At 69.6% G+C, this 13,658-nt stretch carries 12 protein-coding genes and 1 pseudogene; 7 read left to right on the top strand and 6 right to left on the bottom strand.

The genetic code is table 11. The features are described from left to right. The first annotated feature begins 98 nt into the window (after window positions 1-98). Window positions 99-2,123 carry a hypothetical protein gene (locus NRB20_RS25020; protein WP_153413105.1) on the top strand — a complete coding sequence of 675 codons (2,025 nt, stop codon included), beginning with the start codon at window positions 99-101 and terminating at the stop codon, window positions 2,121-2,123. Window positions 2,124-2,176: 53 nt separating this feature from the next. Here the strand turns inward: NRB20_RS25020 and NRB20_RS25015 are convergent, their stop codons facing one another. Continuing rightward, window positions 2,177-2,734 carry a DUF4334 domain-containing protein gene (locus NRB20_RS25015; protein ID WP_406603871.1) on the bottom strand — a complete coding sequence of 186 codons (558 nt, stop codon included), beginning with the start codon at window positions 2,732-2,734 and terminating at the stop codon, window positions 2,177-2,179. A 387-nt stretch (window positions 2,735-3,121) separates the two neighbouring features. On the opposite strand from NRB20_RS25015, the gene NRB20_RS25010 reads away from it, so the two are divergent. Then, a complete protein-coding gene (locus NRB20_RS25010; protein WP_319945361.1) occupies window positions 3,122-4,267 on the top strand; it encodes a serpin family protein in 1,146 nt (381 codons plus the stop codon). A 469-nt stretch (window positions 4,268-4,736) separates the two neighbouring features. Here the strand turns inward: NRB20_RS25010 and NRB20_RS25005 are convergent, their stop codons facing one another. Next, window positions 4,737-5,312, bottom strand: coding sequence for a TetR/AcrR family transcriptional regulator (locus NRB20_RS25005; protein ID WP_153413101.1), 576 nt, complete (start codon window positions 5,310-5,312; stop codon window positions 4,737-4,739). Window positions 5,313-5,395: 83 nt separating this feature from the next. Between NRB20_RS25005 and NRB20_RS25000 the strand changes: the two genes are divergently transcribed. Continuing rightward, window positions 5,396-6,376: a quinone oxidoreductase family protein gene (locus NRB20_RS25000; protein ID WP_153413099.1), complete on the top strand. Its 981-nt coding sequence runs from the start codon at window positions 5,396-5,398 to the stop codon at window positions 6,374-6,376. A gap of 2 nt (window positions 6,377-6,378) precedes the next feature. Here the strand turns inward: NRB20_RS25000 and NRB20_RS24995 are convergent, their stop codons facing one another. Then, window positions 6,379-6,678, bottom strand: coding sequence for a hypothetical protein (locus NRB20_RS24995; RefSeq protein ID WP_153413097.1), 300 nt, complete (start codon window positions 6,676-6,678; stop codon window positions 6,379-6,381). Between the two features lie 153 nt (window positions 6,679-6,831). On the opposite strand from NRB20_RS24995, the gene NRB20_RS24990 reads away from it, so the two are divergent. After that, window positions 6,832-8,085, top strand: coding sequence for an SLC13 family permease (locus NRB20_RS24990; protein ID WP_319945360.1), 1,254 nt, complete (start codon window positions 6,832-6,834; stop codon window positions 8,083-8,085). Between the two features lie 101 nt (window positions 8,086-8,186). Here the strand turns inward: NRB20_RS24990 and nusB are convergent, their stop codons facing one another. The 3 genes from nusB to NRB20_RS24975 are packed head-to-tail and all read right to left on the bottom strand — an operon-like array spanning window position 8,187 to window position 10,452. Next, entirely contained in the window at window positions 8,187-8,699 is a 513-nt protein-coding gene (nusB, locus tag NRB20_RS24985) for a transcription antitermination factor NusB (protein WP_319945359.1), read from the bottom strand. Window positions 8,700-8,719: 20 nt separating this feature from the next. Beyond that, entirely contained in the window at window positions 8,720-9,283 is a 564-nt protein-coding gene (gene efp / locus NRB20_RS24980) for an elongation factor P (protein ID WP_319945358.1), read from the bottom strand. A 47-nt stretch (window positions 9,284-9,330) separates the two neighbouring features. Beyond that, a complete protein-coding gene (locus NRB20_RS24975) occupies window positions 9,331-10,452 on the bottom strand; it encodes an aminopeptidase P family protein (RefSeq protein WP_153413092.1) in 1,122 nt (373 codons plus the stop codon). A gap of 211 nt (window positions 10,453-10,663) precedes the next feature. On the opposite strand from NRB20_RS24975, the gene NRB20_RS24970 reads away from it, so the two are divergent. The 3 genes and pseudogenes from NRB20_RS24970 to NRB20_RS38390 all read left to right on the top strand — a co-directional run. Beyond that, window positions 10,664-11,119, top strand: coding sequence for a prepilin peptidase (locus tag NRB20_RS24970; RefSeq protein ID WP_153413090.1), 456 nt, complete (start codon window positions 10,664-10,666; stop codon window positions 11,117-11,119). A 183-nt stretch (window positions 11,120-11,302) separates the two neighbouring features. Further along, entirely contained in the window at window positions 11,303-12,511 is a 1,209-nt protein-coding gene (aroC, locus tag NRB20_RS24965; protein WP_319945357.1) for a chorismate synthase, read from the top strand. Beyond that, window positions 12,508-13,026: pseudogene (locus tag NRB20_RS38390) on the top strand (shikimate kinase); the annotation flags it as partial. The gene aroC and the pseudogene NRB20_RS38390, both read left to right, overlap by 4 nt. Between the last annotated feature and the right edge of the window lie 632 nt (window positions 13,027-13,658).

The following is a 13,658-nucleotide window of genomic DNA, read 5'->3' as shown; positions in this document are numbered from 1 at the left end:
GATCCGCCACCCTTTCCGATGATTCGAGGTGCGGCGCGGCCGAGAACGCGAGACCATCACCGGGCTCGGCGTTAGGCGAACGGAAGGACCTCCGAGGGATGAACGGCATCGATCGGATCGCGGCGAACCTGGAGTCACATCTCACGATCACGGTGCTCGCCGTCCTCGGGGCGGTCGTCGTGGTGGTCGGTGCGGTCTGGGCGGTGCGATCGGCGCGACGTCGCGGACTCACCGGAGAACAGGCGGGCACCCTGCTCGCGGCCGCGATCGCGACCGGTGTCAGCGCGCAGGGCATGTGGGTGTTCTTCGACAAATCACTGCATCTGACGCTGTCGCTGCGGATCATGTTCTTCGCCTTCCTCGAGATCATGGTGCTGACCTCGGCGTTGCGGGCGCGCAGCGCGCAGCAGGTGAGCGGTAGCGCCGGTATCGACGGCGTCGCCATGTGGGTGCTGACGTGCCTGTCCGCGGTGCTGGCCGCCACCGACGCCGACAATCTGGGCACCGTGCTGATCCGGCTCTCCGCACCACTGGTCGCGGCGTGGGGCTGGGAACGCAGTATGGCCCTGGAGCGGCGGCGCAGCGGCGCGCTGGGCGGGATCAACTGGCGCATCACACCCGAACGCATGCTGATCCGGCTCGGTATCGCCGATCCGACCGACCGCACCGCCGGGGAGGCCGCGCGGCAGCGTCGTCTGATCGATGTCGCCCTCGCCGCCGATCATGCCCGGACCCTGCGCGAGACCGGCGCGAGTTCGCGGCGGATCAATCGGGCTCGCCATCATCTGCAGCGGGTCATGCGGCGGGCGGTCGAGGACGGCGGCCTGGTGGACAATTCGCGTGCGCCGCGGACGGTGCTGATGGACAACCTGCGGATTCTGTCCGGGACCGGGGCGCTGGTGGATCTGGATCTGCCGAGTCCGTGGATTTCCGAGGAGGAGTCCGGTGGCGACCTCTTCGCTACCCCCGCGCTCGTGGCCCCAACGCTCGCGGCTTCGCCGGGAGTGGATCCGGTTGCCGGGACGCGGCCGACGGGTGGGGCGAACGGGCTGTCCGGGGCGGGCGTTGTTGCGGCGGAATCATCGGCCGCGCAGCAGGTTACGGCGGAGCAGGCCGTTTTGACCGATCAGACCGATCAGGCCGGGGCGACGGGGCAGGTCATGGCGCGGACGCACGCGCCTGCGAATTCGTCTGCCGCGCAATCGGTCCCGCCTGCCGCGCAATCGGTCCCGTCTGGCGAGCAGGTTTCGTCGGTTGCTCAAGCGGCCCAAGGGATTGCCAGCCAGTCACTTCCGTCGGACACGGAGACCTCATCGACGGACCGCTCCCTCCCCGTAGATGCAATCCGGCAGGATCGAACGGGCGAACCGACACCGGAAGCAAGCCAGCCTTCCTCGGTGGACGTACAGGCGCCACTCGCGGACCCGACGTTCACGATGCCCGCGCAGCCTCTGGACCCGTCTCAACTGTTGCCTGCGACAGCGCAGCAGACAGAACAGCCGTTGCCGACCACCACGCAACCGCAGGACCCCGATCGCACACTCTCGGCGTCAGCCCGGACAGCACAGCCGGACCAGGACTCCTCGGCCGTCACCCGAACCCTGCCGGTAACCCCGCCACTCCCCGATGCAGCGCGGACATGGCAAGCGGCACAAACACTTCCACCGAACACACCGGACGAGACAGCACCGGACGACGAGGAGTCCCCGGACTCGGAATTCGCCGACTCCTACGGCCCGTACACCGCCACCGCGATGCCGACAGCCTCGCCGCAGACCGGCCAGTCCGACTCACCCCAGACGAACCGTCAGTACCGCCGCGATCCGGCATTCCGCGAGCGGGTGCGGGAACTGCAGGCGATCAACGCGCCGACCAGCGAGATCGCGGCGCAACTCGGCACCAGCTCACGCACCATCCGACGCATTCTGGCCGATCTGGATGCCGAATCGGACGGCTCGCGGCGACAGAACCGGAATCCGGCACAGGCCGCGGTGTCGAACTGGCACAACGGTTTCCGCGTCCTGCCGGGCGGAAACACCCGTGTCGCACCGGGATCCGAGAACATCGACGAGACGGCCGCGGAGCGGACCTCGCGCCGCACCGATCGGTCGATGGAGAAGTAGACGGCCCGCCCGGCGACGCATCGCCGGGCGGCACACCCGGATCTACCGCGTACTCAGCCGTTATCGCGCGACAGGATGAAGAAGTACGGGTCGCTCATCCCGCGCATATCCATCACGCCGAGCAGCGTATCCCCGTCGACCAGGCGAAAGCAGTCGATGATCGGCAGGTGGTCGTACACCATCGCCGCGCTGACCTTGCCGCGGAATTCCAGGTCTCGCAGTCGCGCGCACGGTGATCCCGCGCGCAGGACCGGGCGCAGCAGCGGCAGCAGCCGTCGGCAGAACCGGACAGCGGGCAGCGGGATCCGGCCCGCGAGCGCGAGCGGGACGCGGCGCGGATCGACCGGGAAGACCCGCTCGTCCGGACCCGCGAACAGCAGCGGCTGCACACTGTCGGCGCTGTCGAATTGTTTGCCGTACCAACCGGATCCGACCAGTACGCCCTTCCACGGATGCCCGGTGTCCAGTTCACCGCCGTGCCACCGGCCGGTGGTGACCTCCTCCACGCGGACCGCGGGGAGGCTGTCGAAAAGTTCCCACGCCTGCTGCGGGGTGCAGCCCGCGCCGCGCAGCTCGTCCAGCCGCGCCGCGGGTGTGCCGATACCGGCCACGCCAGCCTCCTCGATTCGTGCGAAAGAATGAACAATCGTGTCTCACAATATCTCGACACGCCGACCCCTTCGACACCTCCGCCCCGCAATCGCCGCTAACCATCCGCGAACCTCCGCTCGCCGCACCTGATCGACCCCCTCGCACCTGATCGACATCGGTTGGCCGGTCCACCGACCACGCCCGATCAGCCAGCCTCATCGCTCGCATCGAACCAACCTCACGAATCCCCTTGACCTCGAGCGCGGTTGAGGTATCAGGATGTTCCCCGACCCCGGTCCGCGAATCCGCCCGATGCGATCGCGGAACACTCCGCCGTCCTGCCGTACACCCGTCGGCGGGGTTCCGGGGCTCATCTCTCGATGCGACCCGCCGCTACGCTGGATGGCGTGCAGCCGAGTCTTCTGTCGCATGTCGCCGCGGCCAACGAGTTGACCGGCCGTTGGTGTGAGCGGGCCGGGTCCGACGATTTCGTGCTGTCGGGGTGCGGGGTCTGGCCGCTGCTGGGGATTCTGGCCGACGCCGCCGACGAGCCCGCGCGGTCCGAGCTCGCCGCCGCCGCGTCGATCGCGGCTCCCGCTGCGCGGCGAGCCGCCTCGGCCCTGCTCGCCGAACTCACGGACGCCGACTCGACCGCGGCCGCACTCGGCGTATGGGTGCGGCCGGATATCGCGCTGCACGAGGCGTGGGTGCGGACGCTCCCGCCGGGCACGGTCGAGAAGCTGACCGGGCAACCCGCGCTCGATGCCTGGGCCGACCGCCACACCCGAGGGCTCATCGACCGGTTCCCGCTCGACGTACAACCCGACACGTTGCTGATTCTGGCGACCGCGATCGTCGCGAAGACGGCCTGGCGCACCCCGTTCCACGACGACGTCCTGGAACCCGAGTCGGGCCCCTGGGCGGGCCACCGCGGTCCCGGACTGTCCCGCGACTCCGAAACCCTCACCGACGCAACCGTTCTCGCGGCACCCACGCCGGTAACCAGGGTCGTCGTGCGCGGCACCGGCGACCTCGATGTACACCTGCTTCTGGGCGACGCCTCCCCCGCCGAGGTCCTGCGGGCCGGGCTCGGCGTCCTCGACGGCTCGATAGAGGCACACACCGCACTGCGGATCGGCGACACCGGCCCCGGCCTGACCGTCCGGGAAACTCGCGCGACCACCGACACCCTGCGAATCCAGTTGCCGCCCTTCGTCATCCGCTCCTCACACGATCTGATGAAACACCCCGACCTGTTCGGCCTGCACACCGCCGCCGACCCCCGAACCGGTCACTTCCCCGCACTGTCCGACACCCCACTGCGCGTCGACGGCGCGGCCCAGCACGCGCTCGCCCGATTCACCCGGGAAGGTTTCGAGGCCGCCGCGGTCACCGCCGTCCGCATGGTCCGCGCCGTGGCATACCGCCGCCCGCACCGCACCACCGAAGTCGCCGTGACCTTCGATCGCCCCTTCGGCTTCCTCGCCGTCCACCGCCCCACGGGTCTGGCCGTCGTCGCCGGATGGGTCGCGGCTCCCCCGAAATCGCGGTGACATCGCGTACCTCGGGTAACCGCCCGCCTCGCCGATCACTTCACACCCGGACGCGGATACCGCCACGAACGCCGACATCGAGGGCACCACTGCCGCTCCGAAACTCACTGGTCGGACATCTCCCCCCGTGGCATCCTGTACCTCGATTCCACATTCACGACTCACCTGGGGGTTTTCGTGCGACGAGTAATCATTCCTGCCATCAGCCTAGCGATTTGCACTCTGGGCATCCTCGCGCCCGCGGCGAACGCCGACGCGTGGACCGACGGCCAGGTCCAGTGGTCGAATTGCAAGAACGCCGGTCATTCCAACGCCTATTGCCGCTCTCCGCGGCCCCGCCCGAGGCCTGCCCCGCCGCGCGCCGCCCCGCCGCGGCCCGCACCGGCCCCCAGCGGCTCGGCCGGATAACCATCTGTTCCGACCCGTCATCGGCACCCGTCCACATCGGCCGGGTGCCGATTTCGTCCGCTCACCGAACTGCGAGTACCGAGGCGACCAGGTCGCGCATGCTCTGCCGGATTCGTTCTCGCCCCACCGCCTGCATCGCCCGCACGACCATCTCACTGCCCAGCGGCGCCATCAGTAGTGCCGCGGTGGTCTCCGCGTCCAACTCCGGCCGCGCTTCGCGCAGCAGACCGGTGATGTGCGCCGACCAGAAGGCGTGCAGTTTCTCCCGGTCGGGATGTTCGGGCAGGGTCTGATACGCGACGACCAGATCGAGGTTGTCCAGGGCCAGTTCCGTCATCGCGTCGAAGTAGGCGATCAGCCGTTCCGGCGCGGGCGCACCCGGTCCGAGGGGCGGCGGGCCGTGCTGGACCGCCTCACGCAACGCGAACGCCCGCTCCCCGACCAATTCCTGGAGCAGACCCGCCCGCGACCCGAAGCGGTGGAAGATGGTCCCCTTGCCCACCCCGGCGGCCGCGGCCACGCGCTCCATCGTGACACCGGCGGCTCCGTATTCGGCGAACAGCGCCGCCGTCGCATCGAGTATGGCGCGCCGATTGCGCGCGGCGTCAGCGCGTTCCCTGCGGGGTTCGTCGGCCATGCCATCCCTTCGTTGACAACTTGACCGGCGGTCCATATCGTCGTAATCGACAACTTGACCATCAGTCCACTTATGGAGTTTCGATGCAGACGATCGTAATGACCGCCGTCGGCGATCCCGAGGTACTCCAGGTCCGCGACCTGCCGGACCCCCACCCGGGCACGGGCGAAATCCTGGTGCAGGCCACCGCGATTCCGGTCCTCTACCCCGAAATCGCCCTGCGCACAGGCATTTTCCCGATGGCCGCCGACCTGCCGGCGGTATTCGGATTCCAGGCGGCCGGAGCGGTGATCGAGATCGGCGCGCGGGTGGATCCCGCACTGCTCGGCGCGCACGTCGTCGCGGCCACCGCGGGTTCCGGCGCGTACGCGGAAAAGGTCTGTGTCCAAGCTGAATTCGCGACCGTGATCCCGGCGGGACTGTCGGTCGACGCCGCCGCCGCGGTACTGATGGGCGGATCCGTGGCGATCGCGCTGCTGCGCCGGGCCGCCCTCACCGGCACCGAAACCGTCCTGATCCAGGCCGCAGCCGCCGGAGTCGGCGGTTATCTCACCCAACTGGCCGGGGAGTTCGGCGCGAAACGCGTCATCGCGACCGCCGGTGGGGCGAAGGCCGAGCGCGCCCGGGCACTCGGCGCACACGAGGTCATCGACCACCGCGACCCGAACTGGACGCAACACCTGCGAGATACGCTCGGGGACAACACGATCGACGTCGTCTTCGAATCGATCGGCGGCCCGGCCGCGGCGGATCTACTCGACCTGATGACCCCGCTGGAGGGCCGCATGCTCGGGTACGGCACCCTGTCCGGACTCCCCGCGGCGATCACCGCCGCCGACCTGTTCGCGCGCGGGTTGACCTACACCGCTTGCGCCGGTCCGGCCTGGCTCGGCACCGTCGCCGCGGCCCGCGCCGAAGTTCTCCGCCGCGCCGCCGACGGCACCATCGAACCGCTCATCGATCGGGTGCTCCCGCTGGATCAGGCCGCGCAGGCGCACCGCCTCGTCGAGGACCGCCGGACCGTCGGCACGATCATCCTGCGACCGAATCCGACTGCCGCGTAACACTACAGCGGCACGTCCGCCGCCACCTGGGCGATCTCACGCAGATACGGGTCCAGCTCCCCGATCTCGAAGCGGCACATGCCGATAACCCACCAGAATGCCCCGCCGATCGTCCCCTCGGCCTTGTAACGCCCGTCCGGAGCGATGGCCGCCCAGCCCTCCGGCAGCCCGACCAGCGTCGCGCGAATCCGCGGATCCGATTGGGCGGCATCGTCTTCCACTCCGGCAAGCGACCACAGGATGACGTTGCCGTCCTCCGAGCCGCTGGCCAGCTGCCCGCCGACTGATCGAATACCCCCCACGCCGTAAACCGTGCAGGTTATCGAGTAGCGAGGCACCCCACGCCACAATCAATCCACGCCCCAGGCCACGCAGTCGATCCACACGGGCCACTGTCAGCGTGGGCCGCGATGACCATGCGCCGTGAACACGCGTCGTGATGAAATGATGGCCCGGTGCCCGAAACGGTCGAATCCGATTCCCGGACCCCCTCGCCGCCCGCCCGCGCCTGGCGGCAACTGCGTCGGATGAGCGTCCTGGACCGCGTCCGGCTCGCGCTGCTGCTGGCCGGATTGCTCTGCGCCGCAACGGGTCTGCTGCCCCGCGCCGAGGTCGAGTCGAATATGCGCCGCATCGGGCCGCTGCTGCTGTTCCTGGGCAGCGTGATCGTGCTCGCGCAGCTGGCCCGGCGGGCCAAGGTGTTCGACGTGATAGCACACCGCCTGGCCATCATCGGGCGCGGCAACTACCCGGCCCTGTTCGGCCTGTGCGTGCTGTTCGCGGCCGCGACGACCATGCTGCTGAACCTCGACACCACCGCGGTACTGCTGACCCCCGTGATGCTGGCGCTGGCCGGACCCGCCCGCATCACCCCGCTGCCGCTGGCGATGACCACGCTGTGGCTGGCCAACACCGCCAGCCTGCTGCTGCCGGTATCGAACCTCACCAACCTGCTCGCGGCCAACCGGGTGGCCCTGGACGCGACCGGCTTCGCGTCGAAAATGTGGCTCCCGCAACTGATCTCGATCGCCGCGACGATGGCGTGCCTGTGGGTGTTCTACTGGCGGCGCGGGCGGCGCGATACGGACCGATACCTGCCGCCCGAGCCCGTCCGGCCCGCGGATCGGCGCGAGCGCGTGCTGCTGTACACGACATCCGGGGCATGTGTGCTGTTCATCGCCGCGATCCCGTTCGTCGGCGACCGGATCGGCCTGGCCGCGCTGGCGGCCGCAGCGCTGGCGATACTCGCCTTCGCGGTATTCGACCGGTCCGCCCTACGCCCGTCGCTGATTCCCTGGCAGCTGCTGGTCTTCGTGGTCGGGCTGTTCCTGGTGGTTCCGACGCTGAGCCGGTTCGGGCTCTCGGATCTGATGCACGCGCTCATCGGCACGAATTCCGGTGCGGCAGGGGCATTCCGGGCCGCGGGCGCCGGAGCCGGGTTCTCCAACGTGGCGAACAATCTGCCCGCCTATACCGCGGGCGAGGCGGTCGTTCCGGCGGCCAACCACAACCAGTTGCTCGCCCTGCTGATCGGGACCAACGTCGGGTCGATCGTGACGCCGTGGGCCTCGCTGGCCACCCTGCTTTGCCTGGAATTCTGCCGCACGCACGGGGTGCGGGTACCGATGCTCCGGTTCACCCTGACCGGGTTGCTGCTGGCGGGCGCCGGGACCGCCGCCGCGGTGGGCGGGCTGCTGCTGATGTCCTGATCAACCCGGCAGGCCCGCGACGGCCACCGTACAGCAGCCGCACCGGGGACGACGAACCGCCCGGGCCGAATCTCGTTCCGGCCCGGGCGGTTCGGGGTGTTTCAGGACTGCTCGGTGGTCCCGGGCGTGCTGCGGGTGGCCGCCGCGGCGGCGCGAACCTGCGGAGCCACCCGAACCACCTGTCCGAGTACGCCGTTGATGAAACTCGGCGAATCGTCGGTGGACAGCTCCTTGGCCAGTTCCACGGCCTCGTCCACGGCCACCACCGGGGGAACGTCGTTGGCGTGGAACAACTCCCACACCGCCACCCGCAGGATGGCACGATCCACGGCGGGCAGCCGCGAGAGGGTCCAGTCCTGGAGGTAGGACTCGATGGTGCCGTCCACCCGATCCAGATCGTCGGCCACACCCTCGACCAGAACGGTGGTGTAGGGGTTCACCGGCGCGACCGAATCGTCGCCGGTGGACAACTGCACCCGCTCGGTGATCAGCTCGGTCACGTCGACGTCGCGCGCCTCGGCCTCGAACAGCAGGTCCACCGCGCGCCGACGCGCCTTGTGTCGCGCGCCGAGCTTCTTGTACTGGGACTTCTTGTCCCCGGGCTGATCGGCCACAGTCGCTGGCTTCCCTCGGGTCAGGAGTTGACGCGGCTGATGTAGGAACCGTCGCGGGTGTCGATGCGCAGCTTGTCACCCTGGTTGATGAACAGCGGCACCTGTACCTCGGCGCCGGTCTCCACGGTGGCGGGCTTGGTGCCCGCGCTGGACCGGTCGCCCTGCAGGCCCGGCTCGGTGTGCGTGACCACGACGTCGATCGCGACGGGCAACTCGACGTACAGCGCCTCGCCCTCGTGCATCGCGATCTGGACCTGCATGTTCTCCAGCAGGAAGCCCGAGGACTTGCCCAGCACGGCCTCGCCCAGGTTGATCTGGTCGTAGGTGTCGCCGTCCATGAAGATGTAGTCCGACCCGTCGTGGTACAGGTAGGTCATATCGCGACGGTCGACCGTCGCGGTCTCGACCTTCACGCCCGCGTTGAACGTCTTGTCGACCACCTTGCCGGACAGCACGTTCTTCAGCTTGGTACGCACGAACGCGGGACCCTTGCCCGGCTTGACGTGCTGGAACTCGACGATCTGCTGGAGCTGATTGTCGATCTTCAGCACTAGGCCGTTCTTGAAGTCGCTGGTGTCCGCCACTGTCCTCGGATCTCCTTGTTGTGAATGAATACTGTTCGGGCCGTGCGTCAGTCGACGACGGTCAGGTCTTTGCCGGTGAGCGTGAGCAGCTCGGGACCCCCCTCGCGCACCACGAGGGTATCCTCGATCCGGACACCGCCGCGGCCCGGGAAGTACACACCTGGTTCGACGGTCACCGCTACGCCACCGAGCAGTGTACCCGTGCCCGTTTTGGCGAGACCGGGCGCTTCGTGGATCTGCAGGCCGACACCGTGTCCGAGTCCGTGCACGAACAGCTCGCCGTATCCGGCCGCCTCGATCACCCCGCGCGCGGCCGCGTCCACCTCGGCGCAGCCGACGCCCGGTTTCAACGCCTTGCGGCCCGCCCGCTGCGATTCGCGGACCAGGTCGTACACCTCGCGCTGCCATTCGTCGGGCTCGCCCAGCACCAGCGTGCGGGTCATATCCGAGTGGTAGCCGTCCACCACCGCGCCGAAATCGAGTTTCACGAAATCGCCCGCGGCCAGTACCGCATCGGTCGGACGATGATGCGGCACAGCCGAATTCGCGCCCGCGGCGACGATGGTCTCGAAGGCGACCGCCTGACCGCCGTGCTCGAACATCAGCCATTCCAGCTCGCGCGCGACCTGGCGCTCGGTCCGGCCGGGCCGGATACCGCCGCGTTCGAGCAGGGCGGCCAGTGCGGCGTCGGCCGCCGCGCAGGCCGCGCGCAACCGGTCCACCTCGTACTGGTCCTTGACCATGCGCAGCTGTTCCACCAGGCCGGGGACCGCGACCAGTTCCAGTCCGGTGGCCTGTTCCACGAAACCGCGATGCTGATCGACCGTGACGACGTGGCTCTCGAAGCCGACGCGTCCGGTCTGCCACTCCCCGGCCAACTCGACGATGCGCCGGGCGCTGGCCCGCGCGATCTCCGCGCGCAGATCCGGCACCTGCTCGCCGACCTGGGTGATGTACCGGCCGTCCGTGCAGATCACGGTGCGGGCCTCGGGTGTGTCCCAGGCGTACACCAGCAGGGCGGCATTGGATCCGGTGAATCCGGTCAGGTACCGGATGTTGACCAGATCCGTCACCAGCAGGGCGTCGACCCCGTTCTCCACCAGCAGGTCCCGCAGCGCGGCCCGGCGAGCCCCGTGGTCGGGGCGCTGGGCACCGTGATCAGCAGACATGCTCACAACGCTACCGCTGTCCGGCCCGAACATCCCCATGCCGTATCCCCATACTGCTACACAGCCGCGTCGGACCGCCCGCCCGCGCGGCAAGCTGGGCGAACGACCTCGAACGACGGAATCTGAAGCGATAGATATTCACATGTTCGAAGTTATCCACATTTCCCGTTCGGGGCGTCCGAGGGCCTTGCTGCGCAGGCACGATGAGGTCATGTCCCCAGCCACGATCGCCGCATTCCTCGCACTCACCGGTTGGTGTGTCGTGCTGAGCGTCATCGACCTCCGCGAGCGCCGCCTCCCCAACGCGCTCACCGGCCCGGGCGCGGTAACAGTACTGGGCGTCGCGACCGTCACCGGACGCGGGACCGCCGCCGCACTCGGCGCACTTCTCCTCGCGGTTCCCTATCTGCTGATCCACCTGCTGTTTCCGGCCGCGTTCGGGGCCGGGGACGTGAAATTGGCGCTCGGGCTCGGCGCGGCGGCGACGTTCGGCGGCGCGCAGGTCTGGGTGTGGGCGGCACTCGCCGCGCCCGTACTCACCGCACTGGCCGGGCTGGTGGTGCGAATACGCGGTCGCCCCGCCCGCGCCGCGCCCGTGGACCGGGCGATACCGCACGGCCCGGCCATGTGCCTGGCGACGCTCGGCGCGTTGCTGCTGGCCGGGTGATCCCGTCGTCGGCCCGTGCGTCCGAGTCGGCGACGGTCGCCGGCACGATGCTCGCGTAGCTGCGATTTCGCCGTCGACGCGCGGGCGGACCCGGGGTCCCGGCGGGCCGCGGTCGGGCGCGACATCCGGCCCGACGCCGGGCCAGATGTCCGGGTAGCGCTGCTGACGTGGAAAGATGGAGCCGTGCTGCGCTGGATAACTGCCGGAGAGTCCCATGGTCCCGCCCTCGTCGCCATCCTCGAGGGGATGGTGGCCGGTGTCGAGGTGAGCTCTGCCGATATCTCGGAGCAGTTGGCGCGCCGACGCCTGGGCTACGGCCGCGGCGCCCGGATGAAGTTCGAGGCCGACAAGGTCACCGTGATCGGCGGGGTGCGGCACGGACGCACCATGGGCGGACCGATCGCGATCGAGATCGCGAATTCGGAGTGGCCCAAGTGGATCGAGGTCATGGCCGCGGATCCGGTGGACGAGGCCGAACTCGCCGAACTCGCCCGCAACGCGCCACTGACCCGTCCCCGCCCCGGACACGCCGACTACTCCGGCATGCTCAAATACGGCTTCGACGACGCGCGCCCCGTGCTCGAACGCGCCAGCGCCCGCGAGACCGCCGCGCGCGTCGCGGCGGGCACCATCGCGCGGCAGTTCCTGCGGCAGACCTTCGGCGTGGAGGTCATCTCGCACGTGGTGTCCATCGGGACCGCGACCGCTCCGGCCGGTCTCGTCCCGGCCGCCGCGGATCTGCCCGCGATCGATGAGAGCCCGGTGCGGGCGTTCGACAAGGACGCCGAGGCCGCGATGATCGCGGAGATCGAGGCCGCGAAGAAGGACGGCGACACCCTCGGCGGCGTGGTCGAAGTCGTGGTCGAGGGCCTGCCGGTCGGCCTGGGCTCGTTCACCAGCGGCGAGAATCGTCTCGACGCGCGCCTCGCGGCGGCGCTGATGGGTATTCAGGCGATCAAGGGCGTCGAGGTCGGCGACGGATTCGAGACCGCGCGCCGCCGCGGCAGTGCCGCGCACGACGAGATGCGGCCGGGCCCGGACGGCGTGCTGCGCTCGACCAACCGGGCCGGTGGCCTCGAGGGCGGGATGACCAACGGCGAGGCGCTGCGGGTACGCGCGGCGATGAAGCCGATCTCCACGGTGCCCCGGGCACTGTCCACGGTCGACATGACCACCGGTGACGAGGCCGTCGCGATCCATCAGCGTTCGGACGTGTGCGCGGTACCGGCCGCCGGTGTGGTCGCCGAGGCGATGGTCGCGCTCGTCGTGGCCCAGGCCGCGCTGGAGAAGTTCGGCGGCGACTCGCTGTCCGAGACCATCGGCAATATCGATGGCTACCTGAAACGAATCAACGCCCGCCCCCACGTGCCATCGGGCTCCGCGGTCTCATGACCCGCGAGACCGGCCCGCACCGGCCCTGCGTGGTGCTGGTCGGGCCGCCCGGCGCGGGCAAGTCCACGATCGGCCGCAAGCTGGCCCGCGAGCTCGGGGCCGAATTGATCGACACCGACGCGGTGATCGAGGCCGAGACCGGACGGACCATCCCGGAGATCTTCTCCGTCGACGGGGAACCCGAATTCCGGCGCATCGAGGAGGATGTGGTCCGCCGCGCCGTGGAGGCCGACGAGGGCATCGTCTCGCTCGGCGGCGGCGCGGTGCTGTCCGAGGTCACCCGCGCACTGCTGCGCGAGCGGACCGTGGTCTACCTGGAAATCAGTGTCGCCGAAGGACTTCGGCGCACCGGAGCCACGACCCACCGGCCGCTGCTGGCCGGCGCCGACCCGTCGGCCAAATATCGCGAACTCATGCAGCTCCGCCGCCCGCTCTACCGGGAGGTGGCCTCGGTCCGGGTGCGCACCGACGGCCGCAGTCCGGGCCGGGTGGTGCGCAACATCCTGACCAGACTCGGCCTCGAACCCGTCGAACCGGTGGCGACCCCGCCGATCCCCGCCGCGGCCGCGGAGACACCGACGGCTCGGCGCAACCGGCGTCGCCGTCGCGGTGGGCGTTCCCGTAGTGCCAACAAGGCTGCCGCACAAGCTGTTTCGCCCACGACGCAGGATGAGAACGCGACGTCCGAGACCGACGAACCGACCGCATCAGCATCGGATACGTCGGCCACGAACGGCCCGGCCACCACCCGCAGGTCCCGCCGATCCCGGCGCGGCGGACGTCGACGTTCGAAAGGCCAACGCGCCACCGCGACGACACTGGACGCGCCGACCGCCGAAACGCGACCCGATTCGACCGCCGTATCCACCACCGCGCAACCGGCCTCGGAGCAGACCACCACCACACCACGGCGACGCGGCACATCGCGATCGAATTCCGCTGCAACACAACAGAACCGATCGACAGCCTCGCAGTCGCAAACAGGTACGACTCCCCCACGATCGCCAGTCGGCACGACCGGCACGACAGGCACCGAGACCGTATCTCCACGCACACCCGGCGCTCGACGTTCCCGCGCCGCCAAACGCCCGGCCGGTCCCCCCGCCCCCAGACCGACCCCCGACCCGGCAACTCCCGACACCCAACA

Origin of the sequence: Nocardia macrotermitis (genome assembly GCF_009604405.1) — a bacterium.
Taxonomy (GTDB): Bacteria; Actinomycetota; Actinomycetes; order Mycobacteriales; family Mycobacteriaceae; genus Nocardia; species Nocardia macrotermitis.
The sequence above is the reverse complement of the archived record's forward strand: the minus strand, read 5'-3'. Positions and strand labels throughout refer to the sequence as shown.

Excerpts from the sequence above, each read along its gene's own strand:
- NRB20_RS25000 (WP_153413099.1), top strand. The coding sequence starts at position 5,396 with ATGCAGACGATCGTAATGACCGCCGTCGGCGATCCCGAGGTACTCCAG.
- NRB20_RS25005 (WP_153413101.1), bottom strand. The coding sequence starts at position 5,312 with ATGGCCGACGAACCCCGCAGGGAACGCGCTGACGCCGCGCGCAATCGG.
- NRB20_RS24975 (WP_153413092.1), bottom strand. The coding sequence starts at position 10,452 with ATGTCTGCTGATCACGGTGCCCAGCGCCCCGACCACGGGGCTCGCCGG.
- NRB20_RS25020 (WP_153413105.1), top strand. The coding sequence starts at position 99 with ATGAACGGCATCGATCGGATCGCGGCGAACCTGGAGTCACATCTCACG.
- NRB20_RS24970 (WP_153413090.1), top strand. The coding sequence starts at position 10,664 with ATGTCCCCAGCCACGATCGCCGCATTCCTCGCACTCACCGGTTGGTGT.